Source organism: Streptomyces sp. W16 (assembly GCF_033194735.1).
Classification (GTDB): Bacteria; Actinomycetota; Actinomycetes; order Streptomycetales; family Streptomycetaceae; genus Streptomyces.
The window spans coordinates 1-17,887 of the sequence record NZ_JAWOAI010000175.1 but is presented as its reverse complement, the minus strand read 5'-3'; the positions used below and the strand labels follow the sequence as shown (position 1 = coordinate 17,887).

Genomic DNA, 17,887 nt, shown 5'->3' with positions numbered 1-17,887 from the left:
GCGGACTCGCCGCCTGGGCCGCCGGCAGAACCGGGAACAACAGCGGTGGCACGGCGGGCGGGCCGCTGCCCCGGTACGCCGTCGGACTGCACGCGGACCTGTCGGGGACCGGCAAGGCGGTGGGCAGGGCACAGGAGCGGGGCGCGCGACTGGCCGTAGCGGACTTCAACTCCCGCGCCGGCCGCGCCTTCGACCTGACCCTGAAGGTGCGGGACGACGGCGGGAAGGCGAAAGGGGCGGAGACGGTGGCCGGGAAATTCGTCGCGGACCCCACCGTGTACGCCGTCATCGGCCCGACCGGCGACGCCAGTTCGACGGAGGCCGTCGTCGCCCGCTACCAGAAGGCCCTGCTTCCCCTCGTGACCGTCTCGTCCGGCACCGACGCGTTCACCGCAGGGATCGACACTGTGTTCTTCCAGATCAGGCCCGACGAGAGCACGCTGTCGACGGCCTTCATCCACTACCTCACCCACAACGCGAAGAGCCTCAGGACGGCCGTGATCGACGACAGGGCGGCCGGCCGCTTCAGCTGGCACATCGTCAAGGACCTCACCAGCTGGCCGCCGGGCGAGGGCACGACCACCACCATCGCCGTCCCGGCGGCCGGTGCGGACTTCGGCCCCGCGGCCACCGCCGTACTCGCCGCCGAGGCGCGGGCCGTGGTGTACGCCGGCAACTCGCCGCACCGGGGCGCACTGTGCGCCCGAGCGCTGGAACAGGCGGGCTTCAAGGGCACGCGCATGGCGACGGAACCCGTCCTGGAGACCGGGTTCCTCACCGAGGCAGGCACGGCGGCCGAGGGCTGGCTGTTCGCCACGACCTATGTGGACCCGGCCCAACTGCCCGCCGCGGCACGCTTCGTGGCGTCGTACGAGAAACGCTTCGGGGTACGCACCGTCGAGCCCTTCGCCGTGGAGGCCTACGACGCGCTGCTCTTCGTCGCCCAGGGGCTGCGCGCACTGGGCACGGCCGCGGTCGAGCGAGGCGCCTTGGTGCACGGGCTCCGGGCGTCCACCTACAAGGGGCTGGCCAAGACCATCCGGTTCGAGGCGGCGACCGGCGAGTTCAACTGGGACGACGGGCTCTTCCTGCACCGTGTGGAGAACGGCGGTCCACGCTTCCTCGGCCGCTACGACAAGGTCAAGAAGACCTGAGCCTTAATTCGTATACACCTGCCCCTTTTTGGAGACTTTGTAGTACTCGGGCTCGGTGAGATCGAGCTCGAACACCATGCCGTACCGCTTCCGAATGGCGGCGACCGTCTGGTCCTCCGGCTCGCGCAGGCAGCGGATCACGGGCAGATCGTCGTCGGTGGGGCACGGGTCCGGTTGCTGAACCATCCGGCGGGGCTGATGGCCGCGGACCGGGTCCCACGACAGGGTGTGCCAGGGGACGGACAGCTCGGTGTCTTCGAGGTCGCCGACGTGGTCGCGGTAGCGGTCGACGACAGTCCCGTCGGCGTCATGGGTGAACGGGATGCCGGAGCCGCCTCGATCGCCCGCGGTGAGTACGGCGTCGAGGACCGGGACGATCCGTGCGGGCTCGGCGCCGTAGTAGGCGGTGATCTGCATCGAGCAGCGGATCTTGTAGGTGTCGTCGCCGTTCGAGCCGAACAGCTGCTTCCCCTTTCCGCCCAGGCAGATGTCGCGCACGACGAGCAGGCCGAGGGTGAGAGGGGTGTCGTCGGCGTACGCGCGAACCACAGCCCGAAGGCGGCTCTCCGTCTTCTCCCGGGCCTGTAACGCCTGGGCGCTGCCCGCGAGTCGGCGGATTTCCTTCGGGCTGGTGGCGCGGCTCTGGGCCGAGCAGGCGGAGACGGCCAACACGGCGACGGTGGCGACCGCGCCCCACAGGGTCTTGCGCGTTCCGGTCACTCTCTCCCCTTGTCCGGGCCCCTCCCGCGGAGGCGCTCCCTGCCACTGTTCAGCGGACGGGCAGGTCGTGCATGAGTACCCGTACCTACCTGCGGACGTTCCGGGGCGGCCTCGGTCGAGGCCCACCCCGGAAGCCACGATCCGCCCGACTACAGGCCCATGCCTGCCTCGGTGCGCTCAAGCGCGTTGGCGTACAGGCGCGCGCCGGGGATCTTCGGGTGGAACGACTGGGCGGACAGGCCGTACTTGTTGATGATCGGCCAGTCCTTCACAGGATCGTCGGAGGTGGTGAGGGTCTTGACGATGCCGTGTACCTGTTCGGGATCCCCGCACACCGCCTTGCCGGCGAAGTCGTTCGTCGGGTTCGAGAACCAGGCCAGAACGCCCTGTCTGTTCACGTCGTCGACGGCGCCCTGCATCGCGGTGGTCAGGGTGCTCGCGGTGTCGTTGAGCCAGTTCGCGGAGTCCGCCGAGAGGCCGAGCTGAGCGGTTCCGACCCCGACCCGCAGGCAGGATCCGCTGTTGGAGAGCAGGGGCGGGTAGCCCATGAGGACGATCTTCGCGTAGGGGGCCTTTGCGTGGATCGCCATCAGCGTCTTGACGATGTCCGGACGGACGATCTCGTTGATGATGCCCGGAACAGCCGTCTGCAGCGGCTGCCCGACGAACTTGGCGTCCCGCCCGCCGACGGGGCCGTCCATGTCCCCGCTGTCGAACGTCTTGCTGTTGCAGTTGCCGGTTCCGAAGGACAGCAGACAGGTCTGGAAGATGTTGCCGAACCGGGCGTCGTTGCCGCCGATGGAGATCGTGACCAGGGTCGTGTTGTTGTCCAGATAGCCCTGGTCGAGCTGTGGTGTCTCCCCTCCGTTTCCCTGCACCACGTTCAGCACGTTGTAGGTGCGGGCTCCGGAGCAGGCGATGAGGTGGTAGTCCAACCGCGCGCTCCACGAGTTGTCGAGATCCCCCGTCGGCAGGGCCTCCCCGGGGATCGTCGCCTGCCTCGACCAGGCCTGACGGGAGCGGTGGCAGGCGTCGCGGGTGTTCTTGTCGCGGTAGTTGGTCTCCGGGTAGTAGTCCTGGTTGCCCTCCGAGGCTCCCTCGCCCGACGAGTAGGAGTCGCCCATGGCGACGACACTGTGGTTCGGTCTGCCGGGCAGGGGCTGGAAGGCGACGGCGTCCCAGGCGACGTCCTCGTCCGCCGAGCCGTCGTCGGTGGCGTTGGTGAGCGTGACGCTGGGCGTGCCGGTGAAGTGGAAGGCGCCGAGGCTGACCCAGCGGTTCGCGCGCTGCTCCACGATCCGGTGCGACGACGTGCTGTCGGAGCCTCCGATCACATAGGCCGCCTGTCTGGTCTGTGCCCCCGTGTCGGGGAGATGGACCAGCACGCGCGCCCACGACACGTTCTGCTCCAGCGTCCAGGTGCCGTTGATGGTCATCAGACCGCTGTCGCCGCCCAGATGAGAGGTGTTGCGGGTGTGCGTGTACCAGAAGTGGCCGTTGTAGCCGCCGCCGATCTGGTGCAGATCGGCCTTCGCGTCGTACTGGCCGAGGGCCGGCCCGACCGCGCTCGGGTCGGGGTAGAAGGTGAACTGGAAGTTGCCCGCGTCGGTTCCCGTCGTACCGCAGTCACCGTAGGTATTGGTGTTGTCGGGCATGGAGTTGACGATCAGGGAGTTCGACGGCAGCCCGGTCGAGCAGACCGGAGCACCGTTCTGGAGCCGGTAGCCGCGCCCCGGCTCGGCGCGCAGGGTCACGTACTTGAGGCTTTCGTTGCCGCAGAGGTTGGCGGCGCAGTTCTTCCAGGTCGCGTTGGACTCGTGCCACCAGTACTGGGTGTAGCAGGCCGCGGTCGGGCAGTCCGGGGGGCTGGCCGCATTGCAGTTGTTGTGGGTGTTGCAGAACGTGTCGAGCGGGGGCTTGAGTTGACTGCGCGCGGTGTCGCTGGTCCACCACGCGGGCTGGAAGCCGGCCGTGGCGTAGCCGGACTCGCCCGGCCAGTCCTGCCGGCCGGACGTCGCATAGGAGAACCCGGTGTCGATCGACCACGCGGCCCAGCCCAGGACCTTCTCCTCGTACGGCCAGTCCTGCGGGTGTGCGGGGTCCTTCGCCCAGCCGTCCGGATCGAGCCTGCTGTCCAGGAACGGCATACGGTCCGGCTTGAAGGTCGGGTTGGCCGGGTTGTTGAACCAGCCCAGGCCCCAGTTGCCGTTCTTGTCGGCATCCGAGCGGGCGTTCATGCCGGAGTTGTAGTTCCACAGGGCGACGAACCAGTTCTCCGGCCGCAGGGAGTCGTCGTTGTTGACGGTGATCGTCTGCCCCGGGTCATGCACCTCGTTCCACTTGTCGGCGAGGATGTACATGGAGGCGGCGATGTTCACGGTGTAGTCGAGAGCGACGCCGCGCTGCTTGGCCGGGGAGAGCGCGGTCTCGCCGTCCTTCTCGTGTCCGGCCATGCGCATGCCGTCGGTGACCTGCCCCACGCCGTAACCGCAGTCCGACTCGCCCCAGTGGATCGTCCAGAAGGACGCGGGGTCGCCCTCGATGCCCTTGTGGCCGTAGAAGCCGTTGTAGGAGGCGAGCGGGTTGCCCATCTGGCCGGGGATGGACCCCGGCTCGGCCTGCCACAGGTTCGACTCCTGGGCCATCACGCCCAGCAGCACGTTGGCGGGGATACGGCCGCCTCCGGTGAGCGAGGGCCGGGGGAACAGGCCCTGCGGGTCGACCGTGCCCAAACCGCTCTGGGCCCGCCAGCCGCCCTGGGTGATCCAGTTCGCGTGCAGTTCACCCCGTACGGCCATGTCCACGGCCCACTCGACCTGGTTCGCCGTCGGCTGCAGGGCGAGGCTCTTGACGTCGTTGCGGGGGACGGAACACCAGCGGTCGGGGTCCGTGGGCTCGTGCGACACGGTGCCGGCGGTCGGGGTGCGCGGGGCCGCCGAGGCTGCCCGGCCGCCGGTCAGCGCGGGCGAGAACACGCCGTTGCCGCTGCTCCCGGTCGGGGTCGTGGCCGTGACGGTCTGGGTGATCTTCTCGCCGGTGGTGGTGGCGGTGGACGCCACCGTGGTCGGCTGATCGGGGTCCACGGTGTCCGGTGCGGACGCCGTGGCTCCCTCGCCCTCCGGGCCGACGTCGGTCTTGTGGAAGTTCTTGCCCGCGTCCTTGACCCGGGCCAGGCCGGTACGGACACCGGGGGTGAGGACCTGGCCGACGGCGAGACGGCCGAGGGTGGAGATGTCCGTGTCGGCCGGGGCGTCGATACGGGTGACTCCGGTTCCCTCGGTCCTGGGGCTGCCGGTGGGGTGGCCGGTGAGGAACACCCTTCCCCGGTCGCCCTGTTGGAGGTCGAGGTCGCCGAGCTTGCCCGTGGCGACCAGGGAGGGATCTCCGTGGCCGCGCCAGAGCTTCACACTGGCCGTGCTGTCGTCCCCGTGGTCGACGAACGCGACCTGTCCGTCGGCCGTGGGGCGTATGTCGAACGGGGCACCGGCCCCGGTGGCGAGGTTCTTCACCTTGCCGGAGCGGTCGATGTGGACCAGGCTGCGGCCACGTGCGGCCACCGCTCCGTCCTCGACCGGCACCGCGCTGGTCAGCTCACCGGCCAGGGCGGTCGCGGCGACCGTCTTCCCGGACGTGTCGACGGTGACCACGCGCGTCTTCATCTTCGCCGGGTCGTTCATGTCGCGGAAGGCGGTGAACGCGGCTGTGCGCGTGGCTGTGTTGCAGGACGGGTCGAAGTAGGCGAGCGTCGCGGTGAACGGCAGCTTCGTCACCCGGCCGGTGGTGAGGTCGACGACCGCGGTGAACGCACCGCCCTGCATCAGGTCCGGTTTGTTCGTGAACGTGCGGGGCGCGTAGACGGCGGCGACATGGTCGTGGTCGATGGCACAGGCGTTGCCGATCCACGAGTCCGCGGTCAGACCGGGCTCGGCCAGGACGGCGGCGGTCTTCCACTGGTACGCCTTCGCCGAGTCGGCGACGAGGATCTTGAAACCGTCGGTGTCGGCGGCACCCGTGACGGCGCGGTCCGTGGAGGTGTTCCAGCCCTTGCCGAGCTTGTTGCCGGGGTCGGTGACCTGGGCAGGCGGCGTGGGTGCCGAACCGGTGGACGGCGCGGGTGACGGTTTCGGTTCCGCGCCGGCGGCGAGCGCCGGTGCGGCGGACTGTATGAGCCCGGTCAGGACCGCGCAGGCGGCTAGCCCGGCGAGCCCGGCGCGGGCTGGTCTGGACGCTCTCAAGAGTCTTTTCCCTTCCGTTTTCGGGCGTGCGAAAAAGCGCCGCCGCAGCCCGCACGAGGGAAACGGGGCTACGGCGGCGGTCTTGAGGGGGTGGTGGGCGGGGTCCGGGTGCGTTCTTCACACCGGCGTGAGCGGCGGACGGTCACCGGACCGGGGAAGGAGATCCGTCAGATCAGCCGTGCACCAGAGGTGAGCCGAGAAGCTCCTGGGTCACGGGGCCCTTTCCGTCGCCCTCGATGTCGTAGACGATCGTCGAGTCCGACGACCAGAACACCTCGCCGTCGTAGGTCGTCGACGGGGCGGTGCAGGTGTTCGCGGGATCGTTGAGCAACCAGGTGTAGTGGTCGTTGACCAGCTGGGTCAGGTCGCACGTCCTGGAGGTCTCGACGACATCGGGGTTGTCCTTGCCGGGACGCGACTCCAGCCTGGCGGTGATCTTGAAGCTGCTGAAGCGTTTGCTGTTGTCGATGACCTGGTCCTCCAGGATTTCCCAGCTCACGACCGACTTCGCCGTGATCCTGCCGTTGACCACGCTCGCGGTGTTCTCCACGTGGTAGGCGGTGGCCGGCTTGTCTCCCGGGAAGGTCACGCTGAAGTCGGAGCCGGAGGAGGCGGCCGACGCCGGGGTGGCGAGCAGCGCGGCGGCGGCGAGCACGGCGGCACCGAGCCCTGTACCGGTCAGTGTTCTACGCATGAGGTTCCTTTCCGTTGCGGGCGCGATTTCCTCAGCAGTGGACATTGGCCCACTGGTCGCCGACTGCCCTGCTGCCGCTGGGCGATGTGACCCAGCCGCTGACGGTGACGCATTTCCCGCTCATCTTGTTCAGGCTTACCGGGCCCGCGTATTCGTAGTAGTAGTGGTTCTTGTCCGGGTCGGACCGGTTGCCGTCGCTGATGACGACTTCGAGCATGTGCCGCTGCCCGGAATACTTTCTGGCCACGTTGACCGCGCAGTTCGTGCCGCCGTCGGCGCTGGAGTAGTAAAGGTGGATCGTTCCCCAGACACTGCCGTCCGTGTCCTTGATGTTGTAGGTGTCGATCTCGGACCCGGGACATCCATAGGCACCGGCAGGAGCGGCCGATGCCGACGGAGCAGCCACGAGACCGCACGCCGCCGCGGCGGCCAACGAAACAAGGCCCACCAGAATTTTGCGCACTTCGCATTTCCCTTCTTCGGGTTTCCGAGCCCAGGGAATGCCTACGGAATTCCCATAGAATTCCCATGGAATGAATGACGACGGCTCGACTACCGGGCGGCTGCTTCGGCCCTGGCGACGATGCGCGCGGTGTCGGCCTTCACCTGGTCGAGCTCTGCCTGGTGCTGGGCGATGGCGGTCCGCTGGAGCGCGGACTCGGCGTCGAACCAGGTCTTTTCCACGTGGTACTTGTCGCGGCACTCGATGTCGGCCGTCGCCGTGGCGATCTCCGTGTCGGTGACCGTGCCGGGATCGTTGAAGCGCGCGTCGTCGCTGGCGTCCATCGGCTTGGCATAGGTGTAGCCCTTGTCCTTCATGCAGGACGACCACTGGGCGAACACGGCCACCACCTCGGAGGCCTGCTCGGACTGCACGAATGCATCGCCGCTGATCTGCTGCACCAGGGCCGCCTTGGCCGTGGTCGCCGGTACCTGCCCGTCGACCTGGGTGACACACCCGTCCAGCACCGCGGCGTCGGCGCCCGACGTGTCGACCGCACCGGCCTCCATGGCCGAGTCGTAGGCCGTCTGTTCCGCGGCGTCGGGGTGGTAACCGCGCTTCGCGGCGAGGGCCGCGTCGTGGATGCCGTAGCGCCAGTCGGTCAGCGTCTTGCCGCCGATCTCGGGCAGGTCGGGCGACGGCGTCCACGTGGGACTGCCCGCGTCGGCCATGCACTTGTCGAGCAGATCGTCCCGGCTGCCGGCCACCAGACGCGCCTGCGCCTTGGTCGGCAGATACGCCTCGATGGGCAGCTTCCAGCCGGCCGGGTCCGCGGGATTCGCCGGCTGGGCCTGCGCCACCTGTCGCCCCGTCACCGGTGACGGCTGCACGGGCCGGTGCGCGCCGGACCACGCGGCGGAAAGGGCCACGACGCCGACGGCCGCCGCGACCAGGGCCGGGACCGCCACCTTGACGGTCGGTTTCCTCGACTGGGCCATGCGGAATTCCCCCTCTTCCTTTTGCGTCCGCATCAGGACGACGTCCACTGGAACGAGGCGTTGTTGTTGTAGACGTGCGGGAATCGGTCGATGTGCTGGTACGGGGCCATGACGTCCTGGGCGCCCTTGTATCCGCTGTGGAAATACACGCGCGCCCAGTACTTGTAGTGGTCGTTCTCGGCCGACGCCGCGTTGTTCTTGATGTGCTGCCCGGATCCCGGCCAGGGAGCGCTCGCGCCGAGCCTGCAGAAATTGAGCGGGTGGGCGTGTCCGTCACCGGGACGCAGCGCGTCGAAGTCGTAGACGGAGTAACCGACGTTCCGCCAGGAGCCGTTCTCTCCCGAGTTGTAATAGATGTGGAACTTGAAAGTGGAGCTGGAAGGCAACACGCCACAGGCCTGCATGCTCTGCAGGTTGTCCACGTCGTCGGCCATCGCGGCGGGCGCCAGGGCGACCGACAGGAACAGCGCCACTGCCGCGCCGGCCAGTGTTCCCACAGCCTTACGCATACGTCTCCATTCAATCGATTTTCTGCAGCCGTGAGCGTCGGAGGTCCCGAAGAACGGGCAGTCCGATGTGGGTATTACTCGTGATCGCAGAGCAGGCGCCGCGCAGAACTCCCCGACGCGGGCAGAAGACCGAGCTCCTGGGCTTTCGCACCCAGCGCCACGCGCCCTCTGACCTGGAGCAGCTCCATGAGATTCTGAACTCGGCGCTGCACGGTCCGGTGCCCCAGACCCAACTTCCTCGCTACGGCCGCGTCGACCAGCCCCTGATAGAGCAACTCCAGGATCTGCTGGTCCGTCTCCTCGACTTCTGGTGTCGTCGCACGCAAAACTCCCCCTAAAGCAGTAGCTGGTCACGGCTACCTTGTGGAAATTCTATGAATTCCCCATGCCTGGCGACAGTCCCACAAGCCCCACCAAACCAGACACTCGGGCCTAATGGGCCTGACGGTTTTGCGCCACGCAGGATTTCCACGGCTTGCGGAAACCGGAATGCCTGCTTCAAAAGGGCGGGGCGGCGAAGTGCTTCACTCGGAATTAACCCGCCGGCCGGCATGGAAAATGTGCGAGGCGGGCAGGAGATCGCGGGGCGCCGCCGCAACGTAAAGCGTCCCGGCCAGGAGAAAACACCGGCCGGGACGACAACCGCATATCCCGGGCACCGGTCGGCACTCGACAACGGTCCGGGATCCGGAATGGGAAATCGGGCGGGGGCCGGTAGGCTTCCCTCCTGCCGGCCGACCCCCGCCCGGGACTCTCACTCTCGACGGTGTCCGGGCTTCACGGGAAAGCCGAACCCCTTCCGAAAGTGGCCTGTGATGCCGGTCAGGTCATTCCGGCAGGACCCTCGTGACCGCTGACGCGGTCGTACAGCCGCTGGCGCGCCCGGCCGCCGACCCGGCGAATGCCGGCGCGCGTGTGATTGAGCGCCCGGGAGACCTCGGCGACCAGCTGCATGGACTCGGCCATCTGATCGAAGAGACCATCGGTGGACGGAGCCCACGTTCCTTCCGGCGCGTGCTGCTCCCCCACCGACGCGCACTTGGTCAGCAGCTCGCTCATCAGACGGTGGAACTCAGCCACGTCCTCATCGGTGAAGTCGTCAATGGTCAACCGATACATATTCGGCGCAGTCGGCCCGCGCATACGCAAGACTCCTTGGCGGTGGGTGAGGAAAGAACAGACGACGGGGAGCACCTGGTGCATACCCGACCCGCCCGCTGCGGAATTCAGGGCCAGGTCGTGGCCGCAAAGTCCCGTCGTCCGCCCGAAGGGCGGGCGGGACTTTGCGGACACGACCTAGTGCCCCATCCCGGCTCCCCCGTCGACAGGCAGGACCGCGCCGGTGATATAACCGGCATCGTCGGAGGCCAGGAACGCGACGGCCGCGGCGACCTCTTCGGGCCTGGCGAGACGGCCCAGGGGAATCTGGCCGGTCAGGTGGGTGCGCTGCTCTTCTGTGAGGTTTTCACTCATCGCGGTCTCGGTGAGGCCGGGCGCGACCACATTGAAGGTGATCCCGCGAATGCCGAGTTCCCTGGCCATCGAGCGGGCGAATCCGATCAACCCCGCCTTGGAGGCCGCGTAGTTGGCCTGCCCGCTCTCGCCCCGCAGGGCGACAGCCGAGGAGACGAACACGACGCGGCCCTTCCTGGCGCGGAGCATTCCCCGGCTGGCTCGCTTGACGACGCGGAAGGCCCCGGTCAGGTTGGTGTCGACGACCGTGGTGAAATCCTCTTCGGACATGCGCAGCAGAAGCTGGTCCTTGATGATTCCCGCGTTGGCTATCAGGACCTCGACCGGACCGTGCTCCGCCTCGACGTGCTTGAAAGCGACGTCGACCTGGTCGGTGTCGGTGATGTCGCACTGGACCGAGAGCAGACCCTCCGGCGGCTCGCCCGTCCGGTACGTCACGGCGACACGGTCACCGGCTGCCGCCATACGACGTGCGACAGCCAGGCCGATACCGCGACTGCCACCGGTGATCAGGACTGAACGGGACACAGAATGCCTTTCCGGTCTGTTTGCGGTGCGCTCCGGTCGGCCGGTTGGCGACGCCAATCTGGCCAGTACTCGACTGTGACTAAATCGGTTGATCCGTCACTGTAGGTGATGAATGATTGAACATGACAGTTCTCGTGGACTCCGAGACCAGGGGGGAACGTTGCGGTGCGCAGCGTGCACGCGACCGGGGTCGCCCGTCGGCACGTCGGATCGGCCACCGCACGTCGAAGCACGCCCCCTCGCAGTCAAGGACCTCGCGTTCCCGGCAACGCGACCGGTCCGGTGAGTGATCCTTCTGCATCGACGCCGAGGTCACCAGGCTCTGTTTTTTCCGGTTCGGGATTTTCAGGAACAAGGTTTTCCGGTAATTGAGTTGGCGGCCCGGCGGGCGCCACGGGAGAGGTTCTGAGTTGGACAACAAGGAGGCGCTGCAGAGGCTGCTGCGCTGGAAGCGGGCCCAGATAGACCCGGTGGAGCTCGGTTGGCCGCAGCGCAGCGGACGGGGTCGCCGTTCCACAGGTCTGTCGCAGGCACAGGTGGCACAGGTGCTGTACGTCTCCGAGCGCACCTACGCCGACCTTGAGCGCGGTGAAATGCCGTCGCCCACCGCGGAGTTCCTCGACAACGTCGCCGAGGCCCTGCGGATGGAGGAGCGCGAGCGCACCGCCCTGTACGTCTACGCCCTGGGCTACGAGCCGCCCTTCCCCATGGACCCGCTGGCGGGCAGCAGCGTCGCCCCGGCCTGGCAGACGGCGATCGCGCGCGTTTCCGGCCAGCCCTGCTACGCCAATGACGTCGCCTGGAACGTCCTGGCGGCCAACGACGACTTCATACGGATGTTCCCGCAGGCACCGGGCAGGCCCGCACGCCTCCCCGAGCAGAACATGATCCGCTGGATGCTGCTGCGCGAGGACGCCCGCGAGCATCATCTGGTGCAGTGGGAGAAGCGGTGGGCCGAGCCGGTCGCCGCCCAACTGCGCACGGCCGTCGCATCGCACCCCGACAACAAGGACCTCCAGCAACTGGACCAGGAGGTCAATGACGACCCCGTCGCGGGCCCCATCTACCGCAACCACAACATCGCCTACGTCCATCCTGACGGCGACTCACGCCTCATGCGCCATGCGGGCTTTGTCGCCCCGGAGGGCGAGGAGGACCACAGGGACCGCTGCTGTGAGCACCATGAGGTGTCGCAGCTCGGGGTCGTGACGATGTGCGCGGCGCAGCCCTTCGGCTCACCCGGGGCCAGGTTCTTCTTCCTTGTCTTCGAGCCCTCGCAGCGCCCCGTTGCCGCCTGAAGTTCCGTCCGGCAAGAATGCGTCCTCATGACTGATGCAACCCAGCTCCACGAGATCGCGTCCGGCGTGCACATGTGGGCTCCCGACGGCGTGGACACCTGGGGTCTGGCCAACTGCGGCCTGGTCCACTCGGACGGCAAGGCTCTCCTGGTGGACACGCCGTACACTCCCGCCCTCACCGAGGCCTTCCTCGCCGCGGCCCGCCGGGTGACGGGCGGCGCCGTGCCCGACACCGTGGTGGCCACGCACGCCAACGGTGACCACACGTGGGGCAATCAGTGCCTCACCGGCAGCGAGATACTCGCGACGGACGCGGCACTTGAGCACCAGTGCGTGGAGCCGACACCTCAGGAACTGCACGCACTGGTGTGGGACAGCGATCCGGACCAGCCGCTGGGCTGGTACTTCCGCCGCCACTTCGGGAAGTTCGACTTCTCGGGCATACAGGTCCTGCCGCCCACCGCGACGTTCAGCGGTCGCCACGACCTGACGGTCGGCCGGATCCCGGTCGAACTGCACGAGGTCGGTCCCGCCCACACCGTGGGTGACCTGATCGTCCATCTCCCCGAGCAGCGGGTCGTGTTCGCGGGCGACATCGTCTTCGCCGGTGACCATCCCTGTCACTGGGCCGGCCCGCTCGACCAGGTCTCGGCGGCGGGCGAACGCATCCTGGCCTTCGATCCCGAGTGGATCGTGCCGGGCCACGGCCCGCTGATGACGCCCGACGAACTGCGCACGTACATCTCGTACTTGGACGACCTGGCCGACCAGGCTCTCCTGTTGCACGGTCAGGGGAAGACCGCGATCGAGGCGGCCCGCATCCTCATCGACGAGAACCGCTATCCGGGTCTCGGTCTGCCGGAGCGGCTCGCCATCACCCTCTCCACGGAGTTCCGCCACCTCAGCGAGGACCGTTCACGCCCGAGCCTCGTCGAACCGTTCACGCTCGCCGCCCGGATCGCCTGGCGGCGCGCGTCGGACGCGGCGGCGTCCGCCTGATCCTCAACTGGCATACAGGGTTGGACAGTTGGACGTTCTCCGGTGAAGACCGGGCCCACCCCCGTGGAGCCCGGCCTTCACCGGGAGGCTTCGCCACACCCCACGGCCGGCGGCACCCGGACGCCCAGGAACACTCTGGTGTTGGCGGCGCCCGTCGGAAGTACACCCTGGTTGCGGGCGTTCGTCAACTACAGTTAGTCGATAGTCGCCGTTTTCTGTGCTCTTCACACACCAGAGTGGATGACGTGATGATCATGACAAGGATGTGCCGGACGTGACGGACGAAGAGGCGCCCACCTTCGCGCAGCTGCTGGACTACCTGTTCAAGGAGGTCCACCCGGACAACCGGGGCCCCTTCACATACGCCGAGGTCGCCGAGGGCATCCAGGAGGCGTCGGGAAGCGAGGGCCGGGGGCTCACCGCGAGCGCGATCCAGCAACTGCGCACCGGGGCCAAGAAGAACCCCACGCGGCACACCATCAAGGCGCTGGCCGACTTCTTCGGTGTGCCCGCCGGCTACTTCGTCGACGAGGAGGCCGCCCAGCGCACCCGGGCGGAGATCGCCGTCCTCGCCGCCATGCGGGACCAGAACGTCCGCACCGTCGCCCTGCGCGCCAACGGCCTGAGCACGGAGACCCTGCAGATGGTGTCGGCGGTGATCGAGCAGGCCCGGATCCTGGAGGGGCTCCCGGAGAGGAACGCGCCGACCACCCTCAACCTGGACGACTAGCGGCTCCCGGAATCCGGACCCCTGGCCACCTGACCGGAAAGCAGAGTTCCGCCTGGCCGGAAAGCAGAGCTCCGCTTGGACCGGCCCCAGTATTCGCCTAAGCTTTCGATTGATGCGGAGCCGGGCCGTCCGGGTATCGCTGCGGCCGTACGGGGTCACACCCGCGGCGGGCCGTCCCCGAGCGAGTGGTGGCAGGACCGGTCGTGGACCTTGAGCGGCTCCGCAGCGAGTGCGAACAGCGCGTCGAAGCCCTCGGGCTTCCCCACCGCTTCAGCACCCGGGACCTGTGCGACGCCGTGGCGGAGCAGCGCGGCCGGCCGATCGTCCTCAGGCCCCTGAACACGCTGGGCGCGATCGACGCGCCGTGCGGAATCCGGCTGGAGACACCCGACGCCGACCTCCTCTTCTACGAGGAGGGAACGTCCGCCCTGCATCAGAACCACATCCTCGCGCACGAGGTCAGTCACATCATCTGTGATCACCCCGGCAGCCTGGAGCTGGGCGCCGACGCGTTCCACGCCATCGGCTTCAACCCCACCCTCGTCCAGCGCATGAACGGGCGCACCAGCTACTCCACGGACGACGAACGCGAGGCCGAGATGATGGCCACCGTCATCCGGCAGCACATGTACCGCGGACGTGAACTCCCGCCCAGCGAACCCGCGAAGGGCGCCGAGCGCTGGGAGGCCCTGTTCGCCCCGACCGTCAAGAAGGGCCGTCGACACCAGTCATGATCAGTCTCCTGTTCTCCGGCGTGGCCATAGTGCTTCTCCTCACCGCCGGTTACTGGGTCCGGGGGCGGAACGGCCAACGACCGACCGGCACTTGGGCCATGGCCGCACTGCTGGTTTCGTTCGCTCTCGCCTTCGCCTCGTACGTGCCGTTCGTGGAGAGCGCCGTCGAGAGCCTCGTCCCCCACGTCGGCCGGCTGCTCAGCAACTCGTTCACGCTGGCCGCCGCGACCTCCGTCCTCGCGTTCCTGCTGCAGCTCAATCTGGAGCCCGACGAGGCGATAAGGAGCATCCGACTGCGGGTGCTCTTCCTCTGCGCCTCCGTCGCCGGCATGGCGGTACTGTTCGCCGCCGAGCAACTGACCGACAGATCCCCCAAGTTGTACGCCTGCTACGTGTTGATCTACGTCAGCTACCTGGGCGTCACCGCGAAGGACTTCTGCGAACAGACGTGGAGGCAGTCCAAGCGTTCACGGCGCCGGAGCCAGCGCATCGGACTGCGCGTCACCTCCGCCGGCTGTGTCTTCGCGCTGCTGTACTCCGCGTACAAGGTGTTCGGGGCGGTGTCGGTCGGGTTCGGGCTGGGCCTCATTCCGGAGAACGCCCGGTGCTCGACCCCCGTGACGCCCTTCCGCTGTGGGTTCAGCGTGACGGCGCCCGCTCTGGCGGTCCTCCTCATCGCCCTGGGCCTCACCCTCCCCGCGGTCGCCTGGCCCTTCAGCCAGTTCCTGCGACGGCGGTGGGAGACACGGTCGTACGCGGCGCTGGGCCCCCTGTGGCAGGACGTCACCGGCGCGACGCCCGAAGTCGTCCTGGCCGCACCCGAGTTGAACGAGAAGAACGAGAAGGATGCGGACGACTCCGACTTCCTCCTGCACCGTCGCGTGATCGAGATCAACGACGGCGCGCTCGCCCTTCGCCCGCACCGTTCCCCGCGCGTCCAGGAGAGCGCCGAGCGGGGCGTCGCCGCACGGGGCATGGCGGGCACCCCGGAAGGAGACGCGATCGTGGAGGCCGCGGTGCTGCGGGCCGCCGTACACGCGAAGCAGGCCGGGAGCGAGACGCGGGCGGAGGCCGCGCCGCCGGCTCCCGGTGCCTCCTCCCGGGAGGGCAACCTCCGCGCCGAGACCGAGTGGCTGCTTCTCGTCGCCCGCGCCTACGCGCAGGACGGCGTCGCGGGTAGCGTCGCCGACGAACTGACACCCGCAGGAACGGACCCGCAAGCGTGACCGACCCGTTGCAGGACCCCCGGTTCTTCGCCGACCCCTACCCGACCTACGCCCGGCTGCGGAACGCGGCGCCGGTGCAGAAGGTGCCCACCGGCTCAGGAGGGCGCTTCAGCTACCTGGTCACGGGCTACGCGGAGGCCCGGGAGGCGTTCACCGACCCCCGGCTCTCCAAGAACACCGCGCGGTTCTTCGCCGGCCGCCTGTCCAACCGCGACCTCCATCCGGCGGTCTCGCAGAACATGCTGGCCACCGATCCCCCGGAGCACGCGCGGCTACGGGCCCTGGTGACAAAGGCGTTCAGCACCGGAGCCGTGGCAAAGCTGCGCCCCTACATCGCGGGTCTCGTCGACGAACTGCTCGACGCCTGGCCGGAGCACGGACCGGTGGACCTCGTCGCCGGCCTCGCGGTACCGCTGCCGGTCACGGTGATCTGCGAGATGCTGGCGGTGCCCGAAGCCGACCGCGAGCTGGTGCACGCCTGGTCCGGTGAGCTGTTCGCCGCGGGAGATCCCCGGCGGATCGACGTCGCCTCGCAGGCCGTCGGCACGTACATGACGGACCTCGTCGCCGCCCGGCGTGGTTCCCCGGGCGAGAGTCTGCTCGACGATCTCATCGCGGTACGCGACGGCCAGGACCGGCTGACCGAGGACGAACTCGTGTCGCTCGCCGTGCTGTTGCTCGTGGCCGGGCACGAGACCACCACCAACTTCATCGGCAACGCGGCCCTGGCACTGCTCCAACACCCGGAATCCCTGGCCCGGTTGAAGGCCGAGCCGGAGCTGTTCGGCACCGCCCTGGACGAGTTGCTGCGCTTCGACTCGCCGGTCGGGATCGCCACGTTCCGCTACAGCACCGAAGCGCTCACGCTCGGCGGGACCGACATCCCCGCCGGCGTTCCGGTGCTCATCGCGCCCGGCGCCGCCAACCGCGACCCCGCGCGATTCCCCGGCCCGGACCGGCTCGACCTCGACCGCGGTGCCACCGGGCACCTCGCCTTCGGCCACGGCATCCACCGCTGCCTGGGGGCACCGCTCGCGCGGGCGGAGGGCGAACTGGCGCTCCGGGCCGTCTTCGCCCGCTTCCCCGACGTACGGCTGGCACATCCCGTGGAGCAACTGGAGTGGCGGCACACGCGATTGACGCGTGGCCTCACATCCCTGCCGGTCGTCGTGTGACGCGGGCTGTCGCCTGACGTGGCGTCAACTCGCCCTGGCCGGGCCCGAGTTGTCGATGGCGAGGGAGACGGCGAGCGTACCCAGCACCGTGCCCATCGCATAGCGCTGCACCTTGAGCCAGGAGGGGCGGCGTTCGAGGAAGACGGCGATCGCGCCGGCCGCCAGGACGATGGCGAGGTTGACCGCGATGCTGACCACGATCTGGACCGAGCCGAGGACGAGTCCCTGGAGGAGGACGTGCCCCTTGTCCAGGTCGATGAACTGGGGGATGAGCGAGAGGTACATGATGGCGATCTTCGGGTTGAGCAGGTTCGTCATCAGACCCATCGTGAACAGCTTGCGCGGTGAGTCGTGCGGTACGTCCTGCGGGGCGAAGACGGAGACCCCGCCCGGCTTCAGGGCGTTCCAGGCCAGGTAGGCGAGGTACCCGGCGCCCGCGAGCTTCACCGCGAAGTACAGCTCGGGCACGGCGACGAAGAAGACCGACAGGCCCAGGTTCGCGGCGAGCAGGTACACCATGAAGCCGAGTGCCACACCGCCGAGGGAGACCATCCCGGCGCGCCTGCCCTGGGTGATGCTGCGGGAGACGAGATAGATCATGTTCGGGCCGGGGGTGAGCACCATGCCCAGGGCCACCGCCGTCACGCCGAGTATGCCGCTCAGTCCGACCATGAATACCCCTTGTGTTGTCGGTGCGTTGGCCTTCTCAGCCGCCGCTCGGAGCGTATTCCAGGCCAATGCCTCGATGCAATGTGAATATTGCACTCGGTGCAATTCAATGATTGGATGGATGCCCGACCGAGAAGGGCGTGAGCGCGGTGAAGGACTACCAGAGCGTCGCCGACGCCGTGGCCGGGGAGATCAGGGCCGGCACGCTCCGCCCCGGTGACCGGCTCCCCCCGCAGCGCGAGTTCGCGCGGCGGCACGGCATCGCCAACTCCACCGCCACGCGCGTGTACCGGGAACTGGCCC

At 68.4% G+C, this 17,887-nt stretch carries 18 protein-coding genes; 8 read left to right on the top strand and 10 right to left on the bottom strand.

The window, feature by feature from the left end:
• Nucleotides 1-1,154, top strand: a 1,154-nt coding sequence (locus tag R6V09_RS23445; protein ID WP_317883400.1) for an ABC transporter substrate-binding protein, incomplete at its 5' end; no start/stop codon positions are given.
• A 3-nt stretch (nucleotides 1,155-1,157) separates the two neighbouring features.
• Here R6V09_RS23445 and R6V09_RS23440 read toward each other — a convergent pair.
• The 9 genes from R6V09_RS23440 to fabG all read right to left on the bottom strand — a co-directional run bounded on the left by R6V09_RS23440 (nucleotide 1,158) and on the right by fabG (nucleotide 10,753).
• Nucleotides 1,158-1,874 (bottom strand): hypothetical protein, encoded by a 717-nt coding sequence (locus R6V09_RS23440; RefSeq protein WP_317883399.1) that lies wholly within the window; start codon nucleotides 1,872-1,874, stop codon nucleotides 1,158-1,160.
• A 149-nt stretch (nucleotides 1,875-2,023) separates the two neighbouring features.
• Entirely contained in the window at nucleotides 2,024-6,109 is a 4,086-nt protein-coding gene (locus R6V09_RS23435) for an SGNH/GDSL hydrolase family protein (RefSeq protein ID WP_317883398.1), read from the bottom strand.
• A gap of 172 nt (nucleotides 6,110-6,281) precedes the next feature.
• A complete protein-coding gene (locus tag R6V09_RS23430; RefSeq protein ID WP_317883397.1) occupies nucleotides 6,282-6,803 on the bottom strand; it encodes a hypothetical protein in 522 nt (173 codons plus the stop codon).
• A gap of 31 nt (nucleotides 6,804-6,834) precedes the next feature.
• Nucleotides 6,835-7,266, bottom strand: a complete 432-nt coding sequence (locus tag R6V09_RS23425) for a hypothetical protein (RefSeq protein WP_317883396.1) — start codon at nucleotides 7,264-7,266, stop codon at nucleotides 6,835-6,837.
• Nucleotides 7,267-7,355: 89 nt separating this feature from the next.
• On the bottom strand, nucleotides 7,356-8,243 hold the full coding sequence (locus tag R6V09_RS23420) for a hypothetical protein (protein WP_317883395.1): 888 nt from the start codon (nucleotides 8,241-8,243) through the stop codon (nucleotides 7,356-7,358).
• Between the two features lie 32 nt (nucleotides 8,244-8,275).
• Nucleotides 8,276-8,752, bottom strand: coding sequence for a hypothetical protein (locus R6V09_RS23415; RefSeq protein WP_317883394.1), 477 nt, complete (start codon nucleotides 8,750-8,752; stop codon nucleotides 8,276-8,278).
• Between the two features lie 74 nt (nucleotides 8,753-8,826).
• Entirely contained in the window at nucleotides 8,827-9,078 is a 252-nt protein-coding gene (locus R6V09_RS23410; protein WP_317883393.1) for a response regulator transcription factor, read from the bottom strand.
• Between the two features lie 496 nt (nucleotides 9,079-9,574).
• Nucleotides 9,575-9,871 (bottom strand): hypothetical protein, encoded by a 297-nt coding sequence (locus R6V09_RS23405; protein ID WP_317883402.1) that lies wholly within the window; start codon nucleotides 9,869-9,871, stop codon nucleotides 9,575-9,577.
• Between the two features lie 177 nt (nucleotides 9,872-10,048).
• The gene (gene fabG / locus R6V09_RS23400) at nucleotides 10,049-10,753 is read right to left on the bottom strand and encodes a 3-oxoacyl-ACP reductase FabG (RefSeq protein ID WP_317883392.1); all 705 of its coding nucleotides are present in this window, start codon (nucleotides 10,751-10,753) and stop codon (nucleotides 10,049-10,051) included.
• Between the two features lie 410 nt (nucleotides 10,754-11,163).
• On the opposite strand from fabG, the gene R6V09_RS23395 reads away from it, so the two are divergent.
• The 6 genes from R6V09_RS23395 (at nucleotide 11,164) to R6V09_RS23370 (ending at nucleotide 16,915) form a co-directional block, all read left to right on the top strand.
• Nucleotides 11,164-12,051, top strand: a complete 888-nt coding sequence (locus R6V09_RS23395; protein ID WP_317883391.1) for an MmyB family transcriptional regulator — start codon at nucleotides 11,164-11,166, stop codon at nucleotides 12,049-12,051.
• Between the two features lie 27 nt (nucleotides 12,052-12,078).
• Nucleotides 12,079-13,050: an MBL fold metallo-hydrolase gene (locus R6V09_RS23390; protein ID WP_317883390.1), complete on the top strand. Its 972-nt coding sequence runs from the start codon at nucleotides 12,079-12,081 to the stop codon at nucleotides 13,048-13,050.
• A 274-nt stretch (nucleotides 13,051-13,324) separates the two neighbouring features.
• A complete protein-coding gene (locus R6V09_RS23385; protein ID WP_317883389.1) occupies nucleotides 13,325-13,780 on the top strand; it encodes a helix-turn-helix transcriptional regulator in 456 nt (151 codons plus the stop codon).
• A gap of 203 nt (nucleotides 13,781-13,983) precedes the next feature.
• On the top strand, nucleotides 13,984-14,514 hold the full coding sequence (locus R6V09_RS23380) for a regulator component (protein ID WP_317883388.1): 531 nt from the start codon (nucleotides 13,984-13,986) through the stop codon (nucleotides 14,512-14,514).
• Complete coding sequence (locus tag R6V09_RS23375) at nucleotides 14,511-15,740, top strand: MAB_1171c family putative transporter (RefSeq protein WP_317883387.1); 1,230 nt, start codon at nucleotides 14,511-14,513, stop codon at nucleotides 15,738-15,740. Before R6V09_RS23380 ends, R6V09_RS23375 begins: the two co-directional genes overlap by 4 nt.
• Nucleotides 15,737-16,915, top strand: a complete 1,179-nt coding sequence (locus R6V09_RS23370) for a cytochrome P450 family protein (protein WP_317883386.1) — start codon at nucleotides 15,737-15,739, stop codon at nucleotides 16,913-16,915. The genes R6V09_RS23375 and R6V09_RS23370 overlap by 4 nt, the downstream gene beginning before the upstream one ends.
• 24 nt (nucleotides 16,916-16,939) lie before the next feature.
• Here the strand turns inward: R6V09_RS23370 and R6V09_RS23365 are convergent, their stop codons facing one another.
• Entirely contained in the window at nucleotides 16,940-17,587 is a 648-nt protein-coding gene (locus R6V09_RS23365; RefSeq protein ID WP_317883385.1) for a LysE family translocator, read from the bottom strand.
• Between the two features lie 146 nt (nucleotides 17,588-17,733).
• Here R6V09_RS23365 and R6V09_RS23360 point away from each other — a divergent pair.
• Nucleotides 17,734-17,887: GntR family transcriptional regulator (locus R6V09_RS23360; protein ID WP_317883401.1), on the top strand; the 154-nt coding region annotated here is incomplete at its 3' end.

Coding starts and splice junctions, on each gene's coding strand:
- R6V09_RS23430 (WP_317883397.1), bottom strand. CDS start 6,803: ATGCGTAGAACACTGACCGGTACAGGGCTCGGTGCCGCCGTGCTCGCC.
- R6V09_RS23420 (WP_317883395.1), bottom strand. CDS start 8,243: ATGGCCCAGTCGAGGAAACCGACCGTCAAGGTGGCGGTCCCGGCCCTG.
- R6V09_RS23415 (WP_317883394.1), bottom strand. CDS start 8,752: ATGCGTAAGGCTGTGGGAACACTGGCCGGCGCGGCAGTGGCGCTGTTC.
- R6V09_RS23405 (WP_317883402.1), bottom strand. CDS start 9,871: ATGTATCGGTTGACCATTGACGACTTCACCGATGAGGACGTGGCTGAG.
- R6V09_RS23390 (WP_317883390.1), top strand. CDS start 12,079: ATGACTGATGCAACCCAGCTCCACGAGATCGCGTCCGGCGTGCACATG.
- R6V09_RS23375 (WP_317883387.1), top strand. CDS start 14,511: ATGATCAGTCTCCTGTTCTCCGGCGTGGCCATAGTGCTTCTCCTCACC.
- R6V09_RS23365 (WP_317883385.1), bottom strand. CDS start 17,587: ATGGTCGGACTGAGCGGCATACTCGGCGTGACGGCGGTGGCCCTGGGC.